The organism is Pseudomonas sp. zfem002, from assembly GCF_032621685.1.
Taxonomy (GTDB): domain Bacteria; phylum Pseudomonadota; class Gammaproteobacteria; order Pseudomonadales; family Pseudomonadaceae; genus Aquipseudomonas; species Aquipseudomonas japonica.
In genome coordinates this window covers 1-23,328 of the sequence record NZ_JAVYJH010000024.1, presented here as the reverse complement: position 1 = coordinate 23,328, position 23,328 = coordinate 1, and the positions used below count along the sequence as shown (strand labels likewise).

Below are 23,328 nucleotides of genomic sequence, written 5' to 3'. Positions count from 1 at the left end.
GCTCCTTCACAGTTGAATGTTCGAATGCCGGCGCGCGGGGAGCCCGCTGATCTTGTCCTGCAGCAGGGCGAAGTTGGCGATCAGCGCGTTGCGCAGTTGCTCGGGCTGCAGCAGGCCCTCGATGTAGGTGCGGCTGGCCGAGTACTCGGCGCTGGCGTGGGCCTGGCGGTAGTCCTCGATCAGGACGGTGCGCCGCGCCTGGGGATCGTCGGCGGCGGCGATGTCCTTGCGGAAGATCACGTCGACGGCGCCCTCCGGACCCATCACCGAGATCTCCGCGCCGGGCAGGGCAAAGATCAGGTCGGTGGCCGAGCGGTTGGCCAGGGTGGGGTAGGCGCCGCCGTAGGCCTTGCGCAGCACCACGGCGATTTTCGGCACCGTGGCCTCGCAGTAGGCGTGCATCAGCTTGGCCCCGGCGCCGATCACGTTGGCGCGCTCCTGGTCCCGGCCGGGCAGGTAGCCGGGCACGTCGACCAGGGTCAGCACGGGCAGGCCGAAGGCATCGCACAGGCGCACGAAGCGCGCCGCCTTGGTCGACGCATCGATGTCCAGGCAACCGGCCAGCCACGACGGCTGGTTGGCCACGATGCCGATGCTCTGCCCGCCCAGGCGGGCGAAGCCGACCACGATGTTGCGCGCGAACAGGGCATGCACTTCAAGGAACGACTGCTCGTCGACGAAGCCGTCGATCAGCTCGCGCACATCGAATGGCAGGTTCTTTTCCGCGGGCACCAGGCTGGCGACGGCCGGGGTCGGGTAGCGCTGGCTGGCCGGGCCGTCCAGCTGCGGCGGGCGGGCGGTGTTGTTCTGCGGCAGGTAGGAGAGCAGGGCGCGGGTCAGGGCCAGGGCCTCGTCGGCGCTGTCGACGAGGAAATGCGCGAGCCCGGTTTCGCTGGCGTGCAGCAGGCCGCCGCCGATCTCTTCCTTGGTCACGTCCTCGCCGGTGGCGCGGCGGATCACCGCGGGGCCGGTGAGGAACAGCGCCGACTGGTTGTCGACCATGATGATGAAGTCGGTCAGCGCCGGGGTGTAGGCCGCACCGCCGATGCAGTCGCCGAGGATGATGGAAATCTGCGGCACCACCCCCGACGCGCGCACGGTCTTGTAGAAGACATGGCTGAACTGCGAGTCGGCGTCGACGCCCTCGTGGATGCGCAGGCCGGACGAGTGATTGAGGGCGATCACCGGGACGCCGGTGCGCAGGGCGATGTCCAGCACCTTGCCGATCTTCAGGGCATGGATACGGCTGGAACTGCCACCGAGGAAACTGCCGTCGTGGCCGTAGACCACCACGGGGCGGCCATCGAGGGTGCCATGGCCGGTAGCGATGCCGTCGCCGGCGACCTTGCGCGCGGCGGCGCCGAAGTGCACGCAGTCGTGCTCGGCCTGGGCATCCAGTTCGTGAAAGCTGTGCGGGTCGAGCAGGTCGATGATCTGTTGGCGGTGTGCGGCCAGGGGCGGAGCGGTAAGTGTCCGTTCACGTGTAGCGTCCCTGACTCCAGGCGAATCTGACATGACGTGGGCTCCACGGCTGGAAAGAATGTGCCGACCGCCGTTCCCTGGCTGGTTTGCGCAGACGCGGTCGCTGCTCTGCGCCGACGACGATCGAGGGCGCAGGAGGGACTGTAGATCTCATGCGATCTATTCGCAAATATTGGTAGAAATGTTTTTTCGTCGCCGTGGAGGGGCAGGAGGAGGGCAAATGGCCGGACCCGCGGACGGGGTCCGGCGCGCGACGGAGTCAGTCGGAAGCGGCGGTAATGATCTTGTCAAATACCCCGTCGATGATGGCCAGGTGTTCGGCTGGCACGTCGTCCAGCAGCCTGGCGCGAATCTTTCGTACCACCAGCTCGGCCTGTTCGGCCAGCTTGCGCCCGGCGTCCGTGAGGTACAGCGCCTTGGCCCGGCGGTCGGAAGGATCGTCGCGGCGGACTACCAGGCCGGCACTTTCCAGTTGATCCAGCAGGCGTACCAGGGACTGTCCTTCGAGTCCCATATGGTCGGCCAGGGTGCGCTGGCGCAGGCCCTCGCCCAGTTTGTTGATGAGCCAGAGCGGGGTGGTGGTGGCTTCCGACAGGTTGAGATTGCTCAACTCTTCGTCGGACACCTTGCGCCATACCCTGGCCGCTCGCTGCAGGCGCAGACAGAAAGTATCGTCTGCAAGGGAACGTAGACTCGAATACATCGTTAGACCTATTGTTGTAATTGACGGCCGCTTCTCCGGTAGTTGTGGCCGAAGCGACCTGCCTGCCGTTTAGCGACGGGACAGCGGCATGGCAGCGAAAATCCTCGCGACCAGTCGCAGGGTTAAAAGCGAGTACACGCGAACTGTCAGGATGTACTCGCAGCGAAATTCTAGCAGAGTATTCCCGCCGCCGGCGATCGCCGGGGGCCGTGCCCGAGTGGCATTTCGTCCCGTGTTTACGGGATTTTCAGCCCTTGTTCCGCTCACCCCGAGCCGCGCCGTTTGTCCGCCGGGCAGCCCGTCGATGGTTTTTATGTGCTTGCTTATTGATCATGTGCGTACTAATTTTCTGCGGCAGTGGTAAAACGATTCGGACAAGGAGTGTCGGAGATGGAGCACATACGGCATCTGGGTATCGTCGGTCTGGGATTGCTCGGCAGCTCGATCCTGCGGGCGGTGCGGCTGAATCATCCGCATGTCCGGCTGTACCCCTTCGACAGCGACCCCGCGGTGCGCGCCGAGGTCGAGGCGCTGGGCCTGGTGCCGCGCTGTGCCGAGCAACTGGCGGCGCTGCGCGACTGCGACCTGGTGGTGGTCTGCGTGCCGACCGGGGCCGTGGCCTCGGTGGTCCTGGCGCTGGCCGCGAGCATGAAGCCCGGCGCGGTGCTGACCGATGTCGGCTCGACCAAGCAGACGGTGATCGATGCCCTGGGCGAGCGCTTGCCGGCGCATGTGGCGTTCGTCCCCGGTCACCCCATGGCGGGCGGCGAGCAAAGCGGGCCGAGCGCCGGGCGCGCCGACCTGTTCGTCGGCAAGAGCTGCCTGCTGATCCCGCTGGCCGCCACGCCCACACCGGCCATCGAGCGGGTCGAGGGCTTCTGGCACGCCCTGGGGGCTGCCACCTGCCGGGTCGATGCGCGCCAGCACGACCGCATCGCCGCCCTGACTTCGCACCTGCCGCACCTGATTGCCTTCTCGCTGATGGACACCTTCGGCGAGCAGCTGCCCCTCGATTCGCAGACCGGTTCGTTCATCGGCCGCAGCTTCTTCGAGCAGGTTCGCCTGGCGTCCTCGGACGTCACGGTGTGGACCAGCATTTTTGAAAACAACAGTGCCGCGCTGCTGTCGCAGACCGAGTCGTTCATCGCCGTGCTCAACCAGTGGCGGGTCATCCTGCAGGAGCGGCCGCTGGAGTTGCACGGCAGGATTCGCGAGTCCTCGGGGCTGGCCAACAGACTGCTGGGGCGTGCGCCATGATCAGTACGGGAGAAGAGAGAGTGGTTGACGTTGAACTGGCCGGCCTGCGGCAAACCATCGACGAGCTGGACGAGCAACTGATTATCCTGCTCGCCCGGCGCTTCCAGGTCACCGAGCATGTCGGGCGGCTCAAGGCCCGGCAACGCTGGCAGGCCGTGGACCCCGAACGCGAGGCGCGGCAGCGCCACCGCTACCTGACCCTGGCCGGCCAGCACGGCCTGGACCAGAGCCTGACGCTGCGGATTTTCCGCAACATCATCGATGAAGTGGTACGCAACCACCGCGCGTTCATCGGCGAGTGAACCGCCCGGCGTGTCTGCCGGCAGATGCGACTAATTATTTCCAGATGCCATCCGTTCTTTTGGGAGACAAGCCCGGCCGCTGTCATGGCCGGGGCGTGCACCTACAGGAAAACGACACATGGGCATCGAACGCGACGCACCCGGCCTGACCCTGTTCTGCCTGCCTTATTCCGGCGCCAGCGCCACCTGCTACAGCCCGTGGAAGCACAAGCTGCCGTCCTGGCTGAAGCTGCGGCCGCTGGAGTTGCCCGGGCGCGGCATGCGCATGGACGAGCCGCTGCACACCGATATCGTGCAACTGGCGCACCTGCTGGCCGAGGAAATCGCCGTCGAGCTGGATCGCCCGTTCGCCCTGTTCGGCCACAGCCTCGGGGGCCTGCTGGCCTTCGAACTGGCCCACGCCCTGCGCGATCGCGGCCTGCCGGCGCCGCTGGCGCTGTTCACCTCGGCCATCGCCGGCCCTGCGCGACGCGATGTCAGCGAGTACGCCATCGCCAAGAGCGACGCCGAACTCGTCGCGCGCCTGCGCGAACTGGGCGGCACCCGTGAAAGCGTGATCGAGAACGAGGAACTGCTCGAGCTGATCCTGCCGATCCTGCGCGCCGACTTCCTCCTCTGCGGCAGTTTCGCCTACGGCCAGCGCGAGCCGCTGGCGGTGCCGATCCACGTGTTCGGCGGCAAGCGCGACACGGTCAGGGTCGAGGAACTGCTGGACTGGCAGGAGGAGACCAGCACCGGTTTCTCCCTCGACATGTTCGAAGGTCATCACTTCTACCTGGTCGACGAGCAGGCCCGCCTGCTGCGCCAGGTGCGCCGCTACGCCGACCAGCACCTGGCGCGCTGGCGCAATCGCCACGCCCGGCGCCACACGGCCCGCGCCCTCGGTTGAACCCAGCGTTGCCCGCGCCGGCCACGGCAGGCGCGTTTTCTTTTCGTCACCCGACCCCTTTTTTGCCAAGCCGAATTCAGCAGGAACCCCTCATGGATGCGTTTGAACTTCCAGACACCCTGGCCCAGTCCCTTCAACGTCGTGCCGCACAGACGCCGGACAAGCTGGCGCTGCGTTTCCTCTCCGACGAGCAGGACCAGGGCATCGTGCTGACCTACGCCGACCTCGACCAGCGCGCGCGGACCATCGCCGCCGCCCTGCAGGCCCAGGCCCGTTTCGGCGATCGCGCGATCCTGCTGTTCCCCAGCGGCCCGGACTACGTCGCGGCGTTCTACGGCTGCCTGTACGCCGGCATCATCGCCGTGCCGGCCTATCCGCCGGAATCCAACCGCCGCCATCACCAGGAGCGCCTGCTGTCGATCATCGCCGACGCCGAGCCGAGCCTGGTGCTGACCGCCTCGGCGCTGCGCGACAGCCTGCTGGAAGTCGCCGAACTCAAGGCCGAGGGCGCGCCGGCGCTGCTCTGCGTGGACACCCTCGACAGCGCTGCCGCCCAGGCTTGGCAAGCACCGCAACTGAGCGGCGACGACATCGCCTTCCTGCAATACACCTCCGGCTCCACCGCGCTGCCCAAGGGCGTGCAGGTCAGCCACGGCAACCTGGTGGCCAACGAAAAGCTCATCCGCCACGGCTTCGGCATCGATATCAACCCGGATGACGTGATCGTCAGCTGGCTGCCGCTGTACCACGACATGGGCCTGATCGGCGGCCTGCTGCAACCGATCTTCAGCGGCGTGCCCTGCGTGCTGATGTCGCCGGCGTACTTCCTGACCCGGCCGCTGCGCTGGCTGGAAGCGATCAGCGACTACAAGGGCACCATCAGCGGCGGTCCGGACTTCGCCTACCAGCTGTGCGCGGCGCGGGTCAGCGATTCGGCCCTGGCCCGCCTCGACCTGAGCGGCTGGCGCGTGGCCTATTCCGGTTCCGAGCCGATCCGCCTGGACAGCCTGGAGTCGTTCGCCGAGAAGTTCGCCGGCTGCGGTTTCGATTCCAGCCGCTTCTTCGCCTCCTATGGCCTGGCCGAGGCGACCCTGTTCGTCGCCGGCGGCAAGCGCGGCCAGGGCATCCCGCACCTGCGCCTCGACGAGCAGGCCCTGGCGCGCAACGTCGCCGAGCCCGGGCAGGGCAGCCCGGTGATGAGCTGTGGCACCAGCCAACCGGAACACGCCGTGCTGATCGCCGATCCACAGAGCCTGGCAGTGCTCGGCGAGAATCAGGTCGGCGAGGTTTGGGCCAGCGGGCCGAGCATCGCCCACGGCTATTGGCGCAACCCCGAGGCCACGGCGAAGACCTTCGTCGAACACGCCGGCCAGACCTGGCTGCGCACCGGCGACCTCGGCTTCATGCGTGACGGCGAGCTGTACATCACCGGCCGCCTGAAGGACATGCTGATCGTCCGCGGGCAGAACATCTATCCACAGGACATCGAGCAGACCGTCGAGCGCGAAGTGGACGTGGTGCGCAAGGGCCGGGTCGCGGCGTTCGCGGTCACCCTGGACGGCGTCGAGGGCATCGGCATCGCCGCCGAGATCGGCCGCAGCGTGCAGAAGAACGTGCCGGCCGAGGAACTGATCCGCACCCTGCGCCAGACCGTCGCCGACGCCTACCAGCAGGCCCCCGCGGTGGTGGTGCTGCTCAATCCCGGGGCCTTGCCGAAGACCTCCAGCGGCAAGCTGCAGCGCTCCGCCTGCCGCACCCGCCTGGCCGATGGCAGCCTCGACAGCTACGCGCTGTTCCCGCAGCAGGCCGGCGCTGAAAAAGCCGACGGCGCGAGCCTGGCCCAGTCCAACCTGGGCGAGCTGGTGGCGCGCAGCTGGCGCGAACACCTGCAGGTCGACGACATCGTCGCCGACGATCACTTCTTCCTGCTTGGCGGCAACTCGATCCTCGCCACCCAGGTCGTCGCCAGCCTGCGCGAGGCGCTGGGCATCGAGCTGAACCTGCGCCTGCTGTTCGAAGCACCGACCCTGCAGGGCTTCGTCGCCGCCATCGAGGGCGTGCAGTCCGGCGCCCAGGTAGAGGAACGCATCGTGCGCCTGGCGGGCGAACAGGACCTGCCGCAATCCCTGGCGCAGAACCGCCTGTGGTTCACCTGGCAGCTGGATCCGCAGAGCAGCGCCTACAACATTCCCGCCGGCCTCAACCTGCGCGGCGAGCTGGACGAAGAGGCCCTGCGCGGCGCCTTCCAGCGCCTGGTGGAGCGCCACGAAGCGCTGCGCACGCGCTTCTACGAGAAGGACGGCGTGGCCCTGCAGCGCATCGATGCCGCCGGTCCGTTTGCCATCCAGCGCATCGACCTCAGCGATCTCGACGAGGATGAGCGCCGCGAGCGTGCCCAGGCCATTCGCGAAGAGCAGGCGCGCCTGCCGTTCGATCTGGAAAACGGTCCGCTGCTGCGGGTGCAACTGGTCTGCCTCGATGAGCAGGAACACCAACTGCTGGTGACCCTGCACCACATCATCGCCGACGGCTGGTCGCTGAACGTGCTGATCGACGAGTTCTCGCGCCTGTATGCCGCCGCCGTCCAGGGCCAGCCGCTGACCCTGGAGGCGCTGCCGGTGCGCTACGCCGACTACGGCCAGTGGCAGCGCGAGTGGCTGGCCCGGGGTGAGGCCGAGCGTCAGCTGGCCTACTGGAAACAGCAACTGGGCGAGGAACAGCCGAGCCTCGACCTGGCCACCGACCACCCGCGTTCCGCCCGCCGGCAGCACAGCGCCGCGCGCTACAGCCTGCGTTTGAGCGCCGAGCTGAGCAAGGCGGTGAAAGCCGCGGCGCAGCGCCAGCAATCGACGCCGTTCATGCTCCTGCTGGCCGGTTTCCAGAGCCTGCTGCACCGCTACAGCGGACAGACCGATATCCGCATCGGCGTACCTGGCGCCAACCGTCCGCGCCAGGAAACCCAGGGCCTGATCGGCTTCTTCATCAACACCCTGGTGCTGCGCGCCGAACTGGATGCGCGCCTGCCGTTCGAGCAGTTGCTGCTGCGCACCCGCCAGGCCGCGCTGGACGCCCAGGCCCATCAGGACCTGCCGTTCGACCAACTGGTGGAGGCCTTCCCGCAGGCCCGCGAGCAGGGCCTGTTCCAGGTCATGTTCAACCACCAGCAACGCGACCTCGGCGCGCTGCGCCGCCTGCCGGGCCTGCTCGCCGACGAACTGCCGTGGCACAGCCGCGAAGCCAAGTTCGACCTGCAGCTGCACAGCGAGGAAGACCGCGGCGGGCGCATCAACCTGTCCTTCGACTACGCCGACGAGCTGTTCGAGCGCGCCACCATCCAGCGTCTGGCCGCCCATTACGTGCGCCTGCTGACCCAGGTCAGCGCGCAGGCCGACATCGCCCTCGGCGACCTGCAACTGCTCGACGACGCCGAACAGGCGCGCCAGGCCGCCTGGAGCGTGGCCCCGTGCACCGCAGCCGGGCGCTGGCTGCCGGAGCTGCTGAACGAACAGGCGCAGCGCAGTCCCGAGCGCACCGCGCTGGTGTGGGACGGCGGCAGCCTGGACTACGCCGCGCTGCACACCCAGGCCAACCGCCTGGCCAACTACCTGCGCGACAAGGGCGTCGGCCCCGACGTCAGGGTGGCGATCGCCGTGGAGCGTTCGCCGCAACTGCTGATCGGCCTGCTGGCGATCGTCAAGGCTGGCGGCGCCTATGTGCCGCTGGACCCGGACTACCCGAGCGAGCGCCTGGCCTACATGCTCGCCGACAGCCGCGTGTCGCTGCTGCTGACCCAGAGCCACCTGCTCGGCGACCTGCCCAGCGCCGACGGCGTCAGCGCCATCGCCCTGGACACCCTCAAGCTGGACAACTGGCCGAGCCACGCGCCGGGCCTGCACCTGGACGGCGACAACCTCGCCTACGTGATCTACACCTCCGGCTCCACCGGCCAGCCGAAAGGCGTTGGCAATACCTACGCGGCCCTGGCCGAGCGCCTGCAGTGGATGCAGGCCACTTATGCCCTGGACGCCAGCGACGTGCTGATGCAGAAGGCGCCGATCAGCTTCGACGTCTCGGTGTGGGAGTGCTTCTGGCCGCTGATCACCGGCTGCAAGCTGGTCATCGCCGCACCCGGCGAGCACCGCGATCCGCACCGCATCGCGCAACTGGTCGCGGAACATGGCGTGACCACGCTGCACTTCGTCCCGCCGCTGCTGCAACTGTTCATCGACGAGCCGCTGAGCGCCCAGTGCAGCAGCCTGCGCCGGGTCTTCTCCGGCGGTGAAGCGCTGCCCGCCGAGCTGCGCAACCGGGTGCTGGCGCAACTGCCCGACGCCCAGTTGCACAACCGCTACGGCCCGACCGAGACCGCGATCAACGTCACCCACTGGCACTGCCAGAGCAGCGACGGAGCCCGTTCGCCGATCGGCCGGCCGCTGGGCAACGTGATCTGCCGCGTGCTGGACAGCGAACTGAATGCCCAGCCGGACGGCGTCGCCGGCGAGCTGTGCATTGGCGGTATCGGCCTGGCCCGTGGCTACCTGGGCCGCGCCGCGCTGACCGCCGAGCGCTTCGTCCCGGATGCCGGTGGCGAGCCGGGCGCGCGCCTGTACCGCACCGGCGACCGCGTGCGCTGGGCGGCCGATGGCGCCCTGGAGTATTTCGGGCGTCTCGACCACCAGGTGAAACTGCGCGGCTTCCGCGTCGAACCGCAGGAAATCGAAGCACGCCTGCTGGCCCTGGACGGTGTCGGCCAGGCCGCCGTGCTGGTCCGCGAAACCGCCGCCGGTGCGCAACTGGTCGGCTACTTCACCGCCGAGGCGGGCGCGGAGGACGAGGCCGCGCAGATCGCCCGGCTCAAGGCCGAACTGGCCCTGGAGCTGCCGGAATACATGGTCCCGGCGCAACTGGTGCGCATGGACGTGATGCCCCTCGGCCCGAGCGGCAAGCTGGACCGCCGCGCGCTGCCCGAGCCGCAGTGGCAGGCCCGCGAACACATCGAACCGGAGAGCGAACTGCAGCGCGCGATCGCCGCGATCTGGCGCGATGTCCTGGCGGTGCCGCGGGTCGGCCTGGCCGATGACTTCTTCGACCTCGGCGGCCACTCGCTGCTGGCTACCCAGATCATTTCCCGGGTACGCCAGAGCTGCGACGTCGAGCTGCCCCTGCGGGTGCTGTTCGAGCACCGTGAGCTGGGCGCCTTCGCCGCACAGATTGCCGCCCTGCAAGCCGCCGGCCAGCGCAACAGCCAGCAGGCCATCGCCACGGTCGACCGCAGCCAGCCGGTGGCGCTGTCGTACTCGCAGCAGCGCATGTGGTTCCTCTGGCAGATGGAACCGGACAGCCCCGCCTACAACGTCGGCGGCATGGCGCGCCTGAGCGGCGCGTTCGATATCGGCTGCTTCGAGGCAGCCCTGCAGGCGCTGATCCTGCGTCATGAAACCCTGCGCACCACCTTCCCCAGCATCGATGGCGTGGCCTGCCAGAAAGTCTCCGAGGAGACCGGCGTGGCCATGCAGTGGCTGGATATTTCCGCGCTGCCCGCCGCCGAGCGCCAGGTACGCCTGCAGGCCTTCGCCGACAGCGAGGCGCACACCCCCTTCGACCTGGAAACCGGCCCGCTGCTGCGCGCCTGCCTGGTCAAGGCCGGCGAGCAGGAGCACTACTTCGTCCTGACCCTGCACCACATCGTCACCGAAGGCTGGGCGATGGACATCTTCGCCCGCGAGCTGGGCCTGCTCTACGAGGCCTTCCTCGACGGCAAGCCGTCGCCGCTGCAGCCGCTGGCGGTGCAGTACCTCGACTACAGCGTGTGGCAGCGCCAGTGGCTGGAATCCGGCGAGCGCCAGCGCCAGCTGGACTACTGGACCGCGCAACTGGGCAACGAGCACCCGTTGCTGGAACTGCCCGGCGACCGTCCGCGGCCGGCGGTGCAGAGCCACCAGGGCGAGCTGTTCCGCTTCGACCTCAGCGACGACCTGGCCGGCCGCGTGCGGGCCTTCAACGCGAAAAACGGCCTGACCCTGTTCATGACCATGACCGCCGCCCTGGCGGTGCTGCTCTACCGCTACAGCGGCCAGACCGACCTGCGCATCGGCGCGCCGGTGGCCAACCGCATCCGCCCGGAAAGCGAAGGGCTGATCGGTGCCTTCCTCAACACCCAGGTGCTGCGCGTGCAGCTCGACGGGCAGATGAGTGTCGGCGAGCTGTTCGAGCAGGTGCGCCACACCGTGATCGAAGGCCAGTCGCACCAGGACCTGCCGTTCGATCACCTGGTGGAAGCCCTGCAGCCGCCGCGCAGCGCCGCCTACAACCCGCTGTTCCAGGTGATGTGCAACGTGCAGCGCTGGGAATTCCAGCAGAGCCGCGAGCTGGCCGGGATGACCGTGGAGTACATCGTCAACGATGCCCGCGCCACCAAGTTCGACCTCAACCTCGAAGTCACCGAGCTGGACCACCGCCTGGGCTGCTGCCTGACCTACAGCACCGACCTGTTCGACGAGCCGCGCATCGCCCGTATGGCCGCGCACTGGCGCAACCTGCTGCAGGCGCTGCTGGCCGATCCGCAACAGCGCCTCGGCGAGCTGCCGCTGCTGGCCGCCGACGAGCGCCAGCACCTGCTCGACAGCCTCGGCGCGGAAGCCGGCGAGCAGCGTCTCGACCAGTGCATCCACAGCCTGTTCAGCGAGCGGGTCAAGGCCAACCCCGAGGCCGGCGCGCTGACCTTCCGTGGCCAGACCCTGAGCTACGGCGAGCTGGACGCCCAGGCCAATCGCCTGGCCTGGATGCTCCGCGAACGTGGCGTCGGCCCGCAGGTGCGGGTCGGCCTGGCCCTGGAGCGCTCGCTGGAGATGGTCGTCGGCCTGCTGGCGATCCTCAAGGCCGGCGGCGCCTACGTGCCGCTGGACCCGGAATACCCGCTGGAACGCCTGCAGTACATGATCCAGGACAGCGGCGTGCGCCTGCTGCTCAGCGACGCGAAACTGCTGGACGCCCTCGGCGAGCTGCCCGAAGGCGTGGCGCGCTGGTGCCTGGAGGACGACCTGCCACAGCTGTCGGCCTACCCGGACAGCGCGCCGCCCTTCGTCAACCTGCCGCAGCACCAGGCCTACCTGATCTACACCTCCGGCTCCACCGGCCTGCCCAAAGGCGTGGTGGTCAGCCATGGCGAGATCGCCATGCACTGCCAGGCGGTGATCAGGCGCTTCGACATGCGCCCGGACGACTGCGAACTGCACTTCTATTCGATCAACTTCGACGCCGCCACCGAGCGCCTGCTGGTGCCGCTGCTGACCGGTGCGCGCCTGGTCCTGCGCGCCCAGGGGCAGTGGGATGCCGAAGAGATCTGCACGCTGATCCGCGAGCAGGGCGTGAATATCCTCGGTTTCACTCCGAGCTACGGCAGCCAGCTGGCGCAGTTCCTTGCCACCCAGCAACAACGCCTGCCGGTGCGCATGTGCATCACCGGTGGCGAAGCGCTGACCGGCGAGCACCTGCAGCGCATTCGCGCGGCCTTCGCCCCGGAGCTGTTCTTCAACGCCTACGGCCCGACCGAGACCGTGGTCATGCCGCTGGCCTGCCTGTCGCCGGCCGAGCTGGAAGAGGGCCAGGCCAGCGTGCCGATCGGCAGCGTGGTCGGGGCGCGGGTCGCCTATATCCTCGACACCGACCTGGCCCTGGTCCCGCAGGGCGCCACCGGTGAGCTGTATGTCGGCGGCGCCGGCCTCGCGGTCGGTTACCACGAGCGTCCGGGCCTGACCGCCGAGCGCTTCGTCGCCGATCCGTTCTCCAGCGCAGGCGGGCGCCTGTACCGCACCGGCGACCTGGTGCGCCAGCGCGCCGACGGCCTGGTGGAATACATCGGCCGGGTCGACCATCAGGTGAAGATCCGCGGCTTCCGTATCGAGCTGGGCGAGATCGAGACCCGCCTGCTCGACCACGCCGCGATCCGCGAAGCGGTGGTCCTGGCCCTGGACACCCCGGCGGGCAAGCAACTGGCCGCTTACCTGGTCAGCGATGTGGCCAGCCAGGACGAAGCGCGCCAGGCGCAACTGCGTGATGAGCTGAAAGCCGCGCTCAAGGCGCAACTGCCGGACTACATGGTGCCGACCCACCTGATCCTGCTCCAAGCCATGCCGCTCACCGCCAACGGCAAGCTCGACCGCCGCGCCCTGCCGGCGCCGGACCCGGAGCTCAACCGCCAGCAGTACGTGGCGCCGAGCAGCGAGCTGGAACAGAGTCTGGCGCGGATCTGGGGCGAGGTGCTGAACGTCGCCCAGGTCGGCCTCAACGACAACTTCTTCGAACTGGGCGGCGACTCGATCCTGTCGATCCAGGTGGTCAGCCGCGCCCGTGCCGCCGGTATCCACTTCAGCCCGCGCGACCTGTTCCAGCACCAGACCGTGCAGACCCTGGCCGCCGTCGCCACCACCCGCGAAGTGGTCAGCGCCGAGCAGGGCCTGCTCAGCGGTGCCTCGGCGCTGACGCCGATCCAGCACTGGTTCTTCGACACCCCGATCGTCAACCGCCAGCACTGGAACCAGGCGGTGCTGCTGGAGCCGACCCAGACCCTCGATGCCGCGCTGCTGGAGCAGGCGCTGAAGGCCGTGCAACAGCAGCACGATGCCCTGCGCCTGGCGTTCCGCGAGCGCGACGGTGCCTGGCAGGCGCAGTTCCGCGCGGCGGACGACAGCCTGCTGCGGGTCGCGCAGGTCGCTGACCTGAACGACTGCGGCAACCTCTACGACGAAACCCAGCGCAGCCTCGACCTGCACCAGGGCCCGCTGCTGCGCGCCCTGCTGGTGGATGCTGGCCAGGGTCGGCAGCGCCTGCTGCTGGCGATCCATCACCTGGTGGTGGACGGCGTGTCCTGGCGCGTGCTGCTGGAAGACCTGCAGACGGTCTACCGCGAGCTGCAGACCGGCGATGCCGTGCAACTGCCGGCCAAGACCAGCGCCATGCGCGACTGGGCCGAGCGCTTGTCCGCCTATGCCGGCGGCGAAGCCCTGGGCGAGGAACGCCACTGGTGGCAAGCCCAGCTGGGCGGCGCCGAGATGCCGCTGCCAGGCGTCGACCAGGCTGGCGGCCAGCAGAACCGCCATGCCCGGAGCGTCAGCGTGCGCCTGGACGCGCAGCGCACCCGCCAGTTGCTGCAACAGGCGCCGAGCGCCTACCGCACCCAGGTCAACGACCTGCTGCTCAGCGCCCTGGCGCGGGTGCTCTGCCAGTGGACCGAACAGCCGTCGGCGCTGGTCCAGCTGGAAGGCCATGGCCGCGAAAGCCTGTTCGACGAGATCGACCTGACCCGCAGCGTCGGCTGGTTCACCAGCGCCTACCCGCTGCGCCTGACCCCGGCCGCCGAGCTGTCCACCTCGATCAAGGCGATCAAGGAGCAACTCCGCGCCGTGCCGCACAAGGGCCTGGGCTACGGCGTGCTGCGCTACCTCGGCGACGACGCCAGCCGCGCCGCCATGCGCGCGCTGCCGGTGGCGCCGGTGACCTTCAACTACCTCGGCCAGTTCGACCAGAGCTTCGCCAGCGATGCGCTGTTCCGTCCGCTGGAGGAGTCCGCGGGCGTCGCCCATGATCCCCAGGCGCCATTGCCCAACGAACTGAGCATCGATGCCCAGGTCTACGCCGGCGAACTGGTGCTGCGCTGGACCTTCAGCGCCGAGCGCCATCAGGTCGCGACCATCGAGGCCCTCGCCAACGCCTACCTGGCGCAGCTGCAGGCGGTGGTCGAGCACTGCGTCAGCGATGGCAGCGGCGGCCTGACGCCGTCCGACTTCCCCCTGGCCAGCCTGACCCAGGCCCAGCTCGACGCCCTGCCGGTGCCGGCGGCGCGGATCGAGGACGTGTTCCCGCTGACCCCGATGCAGGAGGGCATGCTCCTGCACACCCTGCTGGAGCCGGGCACCGGCCTGTACTACATGCAGGACCGCTACCGCATCAACAGCGACCTCGACCCCGAGCGCTTCAGCCGCGCCTGGCAGGCCGTGGTCGCCCGCCACGAAGCGCTGCGCGCCTCGTTCTGCTGGGATATCGGCGAGGGCATGCTGCAGGTTATCCACAAGCCGGGTACCACCGCGGTGGAATACCTCGATTGGCGCGACGTGCCTGCCGACGAACAGGACCCGAAACTGCAGGCCCTGCACAAGCGCGAGCGCGAGGCCGGTTTCGACCTGCTGCACCAGGCGCCGTTCCACCTGCGCCTGATCCGCGTCGGCGAGGCCAGCTACTGGTTCATGATGAGCAACCACCACATCCTCATCGATGCCTGGTGCCGTTCGCTGCTGATGAACGACTTCTTCGACCTCTACATGGCCCTCGGCGAGGGGCGCGAGGCGCAGCTGTCGCCGGCGCCGCGCTACCGCGACTACATCGGCTGGCTGCAGCAGCGCGGCCTGGAACAGGCGCGCAACTGGTGGCGCGACAACCTGCGCGGCTTCGAGCGGCCGACGCCGATTCCGAGCGACCGTCCGTACCTGCGCGAACATGCCAGCGAGAGCGGCGGCATGGTGGTGGGCGACGTCTATACCCGCCTCGACGTAGCCGATGGCGCCCGTCTGCGCGAACTGGCGCAGCAGCACCAGCTGACCGTCAACACCTTCGCTCAGGCCGCCTGGGCCCTGACCCTGCGCCGCCTGAGCGGCGACCGCGACGTGCTGTTCGGCGTCACCGTGGCCGGGCGTCCGGTGGACATGCCGCAGATGCAGCGCACCGTCGGCCTGTTCATCAACACCATCGCCCTGCGCATCGGCCTGCCCCGCGACGGCCAGCGCCAGAGCGTGCGCCAGTGGCTGAGCGGCTTGCTCGACAGCAACATGCAGCTGCGCGAGTACGAATACCTGCCGCTGGTGAATATCCAGGAGCTCAGCGAGCTGCCCAAGGGCATGCCGCTGTTCGACAGTCTGTTCGTGTTCGAGAACGCCCCGGTGGAAGTCTCGGTACTGGACCGCGCGCAGAGCCTGAACGCCACCTCGGATTCCGGCCGTACCCACACCAACTACCCGTTGACCGCGGTGTGCTACCCGGGCGATGACCTCGGCCTGCACCTGTCCTATGACCAGCGCTATTTCGACGAAAGCACCGTGCAGGGCATGCTGGCCGAGTTCAAGCGCCTGCTGCTGGCGCTGGTCCAGGGCTTCCATGGCGATATGGCCGAGCTGCCGCTGCTGGGCGCCGACGAGCGTGCGTTCCTCAGCGAAGGCTGCAACCAGAGCGCCCGCGCGTATCCGCTGGAGCGTGGCTATGTGGCGCTGTTCGAAGAGCAGGTGGCGGCGCATCCGCAGCGTATCGCGGTCACCTGCCTGGCGCGCGAACACAGCTACGAGGAACTGAACAGCGCCGCCAACCGCCTGGGCCATGCCCTGATCGCGGCGGGTGTCGCCTTCGACCAGCCGATCGCGCTGCTGGCCGAGCGTGGTCCGGACCTGCTGGGCATGATCGTCGGCAGCTTCAAGGCCGGCGCGGGTTATCTGCCGCTGGATCCGGCATTGCCGAACCAGCGCCTGAGCGGCGTGATCGGGCAGAGCGGGGCGCCGGTGCTGGTTTGCAGCGCCGAGTGCGAAGCTCAAGCCCGCGAACTGCTGGTCGGGCTTGAAGGTGTGCAACTGCTGGTCTGGGAACAGGTCCAGCAAGCAGGACATTCCGTGGTCAACCCAGGCCGCTACAGCGGCCCGGACAACCTCGCCTACGTGATCTTCACCTCCGGCTCCACCGGCCTGCCGAAAGGCGTGATGGTGGAACAGCGCGGCATGCTCAACAACCAGCTGAGCAAGGTGCCGTACCTGGACCTGAGCGAGCAGGACGTGATCGCCCAGACCGCCTCGCAGAGCTTCGACATCTCGGTCTGGCAGTTCCTCGCCGCGCCGCTGTTCGGGGCTCGTGTGGATATCGTGCCGAACGACATCGCTCGCGATCCGCAGGCGCTGCTGGCCCATGTCACCCAGCAAGGAATCACCGTGCTGGAAAGCGTGCCATCGCTGATCCAGGGCCTGCTGGCCGAAGAGCGGGTCAACCTCGACGGCCTGCGCTGGATGCTGCCGACCGGCGAAGCCATGCCGCCTGAATTGGCGAAGCAATGGCTGCTGCGTTATCCACAGATCGGTCTGGTCAATGCCTACGGTCCGGCCGAGTGCTCGGACGACGTGGCGTTCTTCCGTGTCGATCTGCAAGCGACCGAAAGTACCTACCTGCCAATCGGTACGCCGACCGACAACAACCTGATCTACCTGCTGGACGATGCCCTTGAGCTGGTGCCATTGGGCGCCGTGGGCGAACTGTGCGTCGCTGGCACCGGCGTCGGTCGTGGCTATGTGAGCGACACCCGTCGCACCGTGCCGGTCTTCGTGCCGAATCCGTTCGGTGCCCCGGGCGAGCGGCTGTACCGCACCGGCGACCTGGCCCGCCGTCGCGCCGATGGCGTGCTGGAATACGTCGGCCGCGCCGACCACCAGGTGAAGATCCGCGGCTATCGCATCGAACTGGGCGAGATCGAGACGCGCCTGCTGGAGCATCCTGCGGTGCGCGAGACCGTGGTCCTGGATATCGACGGCCCGCAAGGCAAGCAGCTCGCCGCCTACCTGGTACCTCGCAGCGCGATCGATGTCGATCAGCTCAAGGCCTCCCTGAAGGCCAACCTGCCGGACTACATGGTGCCGACCCACTTCGTGGTGCTCGACGCCATGCCGCTGACGCCCAACGGCAAGCTCGACCGCAAGGCCCTGCCGCAGCCGGACGCCACGCAATCACAAACCACCTACGTCGCCCCGGTCAGCGAGCTGGAACAACAGCTCGCCGCCATCTGGGCCGATGTACTGAAGATCGAACGGGTCGGTCTCGACGACAGCTTCTTCGAGCTGGGCGGCCACTCGCTGCTGGCCACCCAGGTGATTTCCCGCGTGCGCCAGGGCCTGAAGATCGAGCTGTCGCTGCGCAGCCTGTTCGAGGCGAAAGACCTGCGCGGCTTCGCCCGGCAGGTCGCGCAGGGCGAAAGCAGCAAGCTGCAGGCCATCGCCCGCGCCGATCGCAGCCAGCCGCTGGCGCTGTCCTATGCCCAGCAGCGCCAGTGGTTCCTCTGGCAGCTGGAGCCGCACAGCGCGGCCTACAACATGCCGGCGGCCCTGCGCCTGCGTGGCGCGCTGGATATCGCTGCGCTGGAACTGAGCTTCGAACAGCTGATCGCCCGCCACGAAACCCTGCGCACCACCTTCCGCCAGGACGGCGGCCAGGCCGTGCAGATCATCCATGAACCGGCGCCGTTCGTGCTGGCCGTGGAACAACTGCCGGCCTCTGAGCTGGCCCGCGAGGAGCAGGTGCGCCTGTTGGTCGAGGCCGAGACCCTGCGCCCGTTCGACCTGGAAAGCGGTCCGCTGCTGCGCGTGCGTCTGCTCCATCTGGGCGCGGACGAGCATGTGCTGGTGCTGGTGCAGCACCATATCGTCACCGACGGCTGGTCGATGCCGATCATGGTCGACGAGCTGATGCGCCTGTACGCCGGCCACAGCCAGGGCGAGGCGGTGCAGCTGGCGCCGCTGGCGATCCAGTACGCCGACTATGCCCTGTGGCAACGGCAGTGGATGGAAGCGGGGGAGAAGGCCCGGCAACTGGCCTACTGGACCGCGCAACTGGGCGGCGAGCAGCCGGTGCTGGAACTGCCCACCGACCATCCGCGTCCGCTGGTGCAGAGCACCGAGGGCGCGCAGTTCAACCTGAGCCTGGCGCCTGAACTGGCCGCGCGCCTGAAGGCCGTGGCCCAGGAGCAGGGCGTGACCCTGTTCATGTTGCTGCTGGCGTCGTTCCAGACCCTGCTGCACCGCTATTCGGGCCAGGCGGACGTGCGTGTCGGCGTGCCGATCGCCAACCGCAACCGCGCGGAAACCGAGGCGTTGATCGGCTTCTTCGTCAACACCCAGGTGCTCAAGGCCGAGATCGATGCACAGACCTCCGTGGCCGAGCTGCTGCAGCAGGTCAAGCGCCATGCCCTGCAGGCCCAGGCCCATCAGGACCTGCCGTTCGAGCAACTGGTCGAAGCCCTGCAGCCGCAGCGCGACCTGAGCCGCAGCCCGCTGTTCCAGGTGATGTACAACCACCAGAACCAGGCGCCGCAGCTGGCCCCGCAACTGGCCGGGCTGAGCCTGGAAGCGGTGCTGTCGCAGAAGCACACCGCGCAGTTCGACCTGATGCTCAACACCGTCGAGCAGGACGACGGCCTGAGTGCCTCGCTGACCTACGCCACGGCGCTGTTCGAGGCCGACACCATCGCCCGCATGGCCGCGCACTGGCAGCAGTTGCTGGCGTCGCTGAGCGTCGATGTGCAGCAGCGGATCGGTGAGCTGACGCTGCTGGAGGCTGCCGAACAGCAGCATATCCTGCGCGACTGGAACGCCACGGCTGCCGAGTTCCCGAGCGAGGTGTGCATCCAGAGCCTGATCGAGGCGCAAGTGGCGGCAACGCCGGATGCGCCGGCGCTGATCTTCGCCGAGAACGCAGCCTGGAAATGGTCATCGGCCTGGTGGCGATCATCAAGGCCGGCGGTGCCTACGTGCCGCTGGACCCGGATTATCCACAGGACCGTCTGGCCTACATGATCGAGGACAGCGGTATCGGTCTGCTGCTGACCCAAGGCTCGCTGCTGGCGCAACTGCCGGTTCCGGATGCTGTGCAGTCCTTGTGCCTGGATCAACTGGACCTGAACGGTTACAGCGAAGCCAATCCTTCGCTGCACGCCGTGCCGGAAAACCTGGCCTACGTGATCTACACCTCGGGCTCCACCGGCAAGCCGAAAGGCGCCGGCAACAGCCACCGTGCTTTGGTCAACCGTCTGCACTGGATGCAGAAGGCCTACGGCCTGGACGGCAGCGATACCGTGCTGCAGAAAACGCCGTTCAGCTTCGACGTGTCGGTGTGGGAGTTCTTCTGGCCGCTGCTGACCGGTGCGCGTCTGGCCGTTGCCCTGCCAGGCGATCACCGTGATCCGGAGCGTCTGGTGGCGACCATCAACCAGTACGGCGTCAGCACGCTGCACTTCGTGCCGTCGATGCTGCAGGCCTTCATGACCAGCGAGCAGGTCGAGAGCTGCCACAGCCTGAAGCGCGTGGTGTGCAGTGGTGAAGCGCTGCCGGCGGAACTGGCTGCGCAAGTGTTGAAACGTCTGCCACAGGCCGGCCTGTACAACCTGTACGGCCCGACCGAAGCGGCGATCGACGTCACTCACTGGACTTGCACGACTGAAGATCATTTGAGCGTGCCGATCGGCCAGCCGATCGACAACCTCAAGACCCATATCCTCGAAGACGGCCTGCTGCCAGCGGCTCCAGGCTGCGCCGCCGAGCTGTACCTGGGCGGCGTCGGTCTGGCCCGCGGTTACCACAACCGTCCATCGCTGACCGCCGAGCGCTTCGTGCCGGATCCGTTCTCGTCCGAGGGCGGTCGTCTGTACCGCACCGGTGACCTGGCCCGCTATCGCGGCGAAGGGATCATCGAGTACGCCGGGCGTATCGACCATCAGGTGAAGATTCGCGGCCTGCGTATCGAGCTGGGCGAAATCGAGGCGCGTCTGCTGGAGCATCCGGCAGTGCGCGAGGCCAGCGTGATCGATATCGACGGTCCGAGCGGCAAGCAGCTGGCGGCCTACCTGGTGGCCGACGACAGCGGCGAGCTGAAGGACCTGCTCAAGACCCACCTGAAGGCGCACCTGCCGGAATTCATGGTGCCGAGCCACTTCATCCTGCTGGAGAAGATGCCGCTCAGCGCCAACGGCAAGCTGGACCGCCGTGCGCTGCCCAAGCCCGACGTGAGTCAGGCCCAGGCCGCCTATGTCGCCCCGGGCACTGCCCTGGAAAGCCAGCTGGCGGCGATCTGGGCCGAGGTGCTGAAGCTGGAGAAGGTCGGCGTCACCGACAACTTCTTCGAACTGGGCGGCGACTCGATCATCTCCATCCAGGTGGTCAGCCGCGCCCGTCAGGCCGGCATCGTGTTCACCCCGAAAGACCTGTTCCAGCGCCAGACCGTGCAGGGTATCGCCCAGGTGGCGAGCCGTGCCGCGGCGGTGCGGATCGAGCAGGGTCCGGTCCGCGGCGAAACCCCGCTGCTGCCGATCCAGCAATGGTTCTTCGCCAGCCCGATCCCCGAGCGTCAGCACTGGAACCAGTCGGTGCTGCTCAAGCCGACCGTGCGTCTCGACGCCGCGTCGCTGGAGCGCGCCCTGCACAGCGTGCTGGCGCACCACGATGCCCTGCGCCTGAGCTTCGTCGATGGCCGCGCCAGCTTCCGCGAGCCGGTCGCCGGCGAGCTGCTCTGGGTCCGTGAACTGGCGAGCCACGACGGCCTGCTGGCCCTGGCCAACCAGGCGCAACGCAGCCTCGATCTGCAACAGGGTCCGCTGCTGCGCGCGCTGCTGGTCGAGCTGCCACAGGGCGAACAGCGCCTGCTGCTGGTGATCCATCACCTGGCGGTGGACGGGGTGTCCTGGCGTATCCTCCTGGAAGACCTGCAGGCGGCCTACCGTGGCGTCGCGCTGCCGGCCAAGACCCATTCGATCAAGACCTGGGCCGAGCACCTGCACGCCTTCGCCGGCACCCCGGCGCTGGCCGCGGAGCTGGGCTGGTGGCAGGCGCAGCTGCAGGGTGTCAGCGATGAACTGCCGCTGGACCATGCCGACGGCGGGCAACGGCACAAGCATGAAGTGTCGGTGCGCACGCACCTCGACGCCGCGCTGACCCGGCAACTGCTGCAGGACGCCCCGGCGGCCTACCGCACGCAGATCAACGACCTGCTGCTCACAGCCCTGGCCCGCACCATCAGCGGCTGGACCGGCCGCGCCGAGACCCTGGTGCGCCTGGAAGGCCATGGCCGCGAAGACCTGTTCGACGGCCTCGACACCACCCGCACCGTCGGCTGGTTCACCGCGATGTACCCGGTGAAGCTCAGCGTTGCTGGTGGTCCTGGCGAGTCGCTGAAGACCGTCAAGGAACAGCTGCGCGCGGTACCGCACAAGGGCCTCGGCTACGGCGTGCTGCGCTGGCTCGGCGACGAGCAGACGCAACGCCGCCTGGCCGCGCTGGCCCAGGGCAGCATCGTGTTCAACTACCTCGGCCAGCTGGATGGCAGCTTCGCCTCGGACGATGCGCTGTTTGCCCCGTCCGGCGAGGGCAGTGGCCAGGGCCAGGACGCCGAGGCGCCGCTGGACAGCCTGCTGGCGATCAACGGCCAGGTGCTCGACGGCGAGCTGGAACTGCTGTGGAGCTTCAGTGGCGAGGTGTTCGACGTCATCACCGTGCAGGGCCTGGCCGATACCTATGGCCGCGAGCTGCGCCAGCTGGTCGAGCACTGCCTGAATGCAGCCGGCGGCGTGACGCCGTCGGACTTCCCGCTGGCCGGTCTCGACCAGCAGCAGCTGGACAGCCTGCCAGTGGCCGCTGCGCAGATCGCCGACCTCTACCCGCTGTCGCCGATGCAGCAGGGCATGCTGTTCCACAGCCTGTACGAGCAGGACGCGGCCAGCTACGTGAACCAGATGTCGGCCACGGTGCGCGGCCTCGATGTACAGCGCTTCCGCGCCGCCTGGCAGGCGGTGGTGGACAGCCACGATGTGCTGCGCGCCAATTTCCTCAGTGGTTTCGAGCAGCCGTTGCAACTGATCCGGCGGCAGGCCGAACTGGCCTTCGTCGAACTGGACTGGCGCGAGCGCGACAGCTGCGCCGAGGCGCTGAACGCCTGGGCCGCCGCCGACCAGCAACGCGGCTTCGACCTGCAGCGCGACCCGCTGCTGCGCCTGAGCCTGCTGCGCACCGGCGCGGACAGCCATTTCCTGGTGTTCACCAGCCATCACATCCTGCTCGACGGCTGGAGCAACTCGCGCCTGCTCGGTGAAGTGCTGCAGCGCTACAGCGGACACACACCGCCTGCGGGCCGCCGTTATCGCGACTACATCGAATGGCTGCAGGGCCAGGACGTGCAGGTCAGCCAGGACTTCTGGCGCGGCCAGCTGGCCGAGCTGAGCGAGCCGACCCGCCTGGTGCCGGTGTTCAAGGCGCCGGCAGAGGGCGAAGGTTTCGCCGATCAACTGCTGACCCTGGATGCAGCGCGTACCCGTCGCCTCAACGACTTCGCCCGCGACCAGCGGGTTACCGCCAACACCCTGCTGCAGGCGGCGTGGATGCTGCTGTTGCAGCGCTACACCGGGCAGTCGGGGGTGACCTTCGGCGCCACCGTGGCCGGTCGTCCGGCCGACCTGGCGGGTGTCGAGGAACAGCTCGGTCTGTTCATCAACACTCTGCCGGTGGTGGGCAGTCCACGTGCGGAGCAGTCTGTCGCTGAGTTCGTGCAGCAGGTGCAGGCGCGCAACCTGGCCGTGCGCGAGCATGAACATACGCCGCTCTACGATATCCAGCGCTGGGCCGGCTGGAGTGGCGAGGCGCTGTTCGACTCGATCATGGTCTTCGAGAACTACCCGATCGCCGATGCCCTGCAAGGCGCGGCGCCGGATGCCCTGACCTTCGATGCCATCGTCAGCCAGGAGCAGACCCACTATCCGCTGACCCTGGTGATCGAGGCGGGCGAGCAACTGAGCGTGCGCATGAGCTACGACCGTGGCCAACTGGCGGGCGAAACCGTGGCGCAACTGGCGGCGCACCTAGGGCAACTGCTCGATGCGCTGGTGCTGAGCGGGGAGACTGCGCTGGGCGAGCTGTCGA

Annotated in this window: 7 protein-coding genes; 5 read left to right on the top strand and 2 right to left on the bottom strand. The window is 68.2% G+C overall.

Annotation, left to right across the window (positions count from 1 at the left end; genetic code table 11):
• Positions 1-6 precede the first annotated feature (6 nt).
• Together RTI28_RS23800 and RTI28_RS23795 are read right to left on the bottom strand one after the other, a co-directional pair.
• Positions 7-1,515, bottom strand: a complete 1,509-nt coding sequence (locus RTI28_RS23800) for an acyl-CoA carboxylase subunit beta (RefSeq protein ID WP_316922742.1) — start codon at positions 1,513-1,515, stop codon at positions 7-9.
• Between the two features lie 226 nt (positions 1,516-1,741).
• Positions 1,742-2,107 carry a MarR family winged helix-turn-helix transcriptional regulator gene (locus RTI28_RS23795; RefSeq protein WP_316922741.1) on the bottom strand — a complete coding sequence of 122 codons (366 nt, stop codon included), beginning with the start codon at positions 2,105-2,107 and terminating at the stop codon, positions 1,742-1,744.
• Positions 2,108-2,575: 468 nt separating this feature from the next.
• Here RTI28_RS23795 and RTI28_RS23790 point away from each other — a divergent pair, with 468 nt between their 5' ends.
• The 5 genes from RTI28_RS23790 to RTI28_RS23770 form a co-directional block, all read left to right on the top strand.
• Positions 2,576-3,442, top strand: coding sequence for a prephenate dehydrogenase (locus tag RTI28_RS23790; protein ID WP_316922740.1), 867 nt, complete (start codon positions 2,576-2,578; stop codon positions 3,440-3,442).
• Positions 3,443-3,462: 20 nt separating this feature from the next.
• Positions 3,463-3,744 (top strand): chorismate mutase, encoded by a 282-nt coding sequence (locus RTI28_RS23785; RefSeq protein WP_316922739.1) that lies wholly within the window; start codon positions 3,463-3,465, stop codon positions 3,742-3,744.
• Positions 3,745-3,862: 118 nt separating this feature from the next.
• On the top strand, positions 3,863-4,633 hold the full coding sequence (locus tag RTI28_RS23780; protein WP_316922738.1) for a thioesterase II family protein: 771 nt from the start codon (positions 3,863-3,865) through the stop codon (positions 4,631-4,633).
• A gap of 92 nt (positions 4,634-4,725) precedes the next feature.
• Positions 4,726-19,221 (top strand): non-ribosomal peptide synthase/polyketide synthase, encoded by a 14,496-nt coding sequence (locus RTI28_RS23775; RefSeq protein WP_316922737.1) that lies wholly within the window; start codon positions 4,726-4,728, stop codon positions 19,219-19,221.
• A partial coding sequence (locus RTI28_RS23770) for an amino acid adenylation domain-containing protein (RefSeq protein ID WP_316922736.1) occupies positions 19,131-23,328 on the top strand: 4,198 nt, incomplete at its 3' end. The genes RTI28_RS23775 and RTI28_RS23770, both read left to right, overlap by 91 nt.

Excerpts from the sequence above, each read along its gene's own strand:
- RTI28_RS23800 (WP_316922742.1), bottom strand. The coding sequence starts at position 1,515 with ATGTCAGATTCGCCTGGAGTCAGGGACGCTACACGTGAACGGACACTT.
- RTI28_RS23775 (WP_316922737.1), top strand. The coding sequence starts at position 4,726 with ATGGATGCGTTTGAACTTCCAGACACCCTGGCCCAGTCCCTTCAACGT.
- RTI28_RS23790 (WP_316922740.1), top strand. The coding sequence starts at position 2,576 with ATGGAGCACATACGGCATCTGGGTATCGTCGGTCTGGGATTGCTCGGC.
- RTI28_RS23780 (WP_316922738.1), top strand. The coding sequence starts at position 3,863 with ATGGGCATCGAACGCGACGCACCCGGCCTGACCCTGTTCTGCCTGCCT.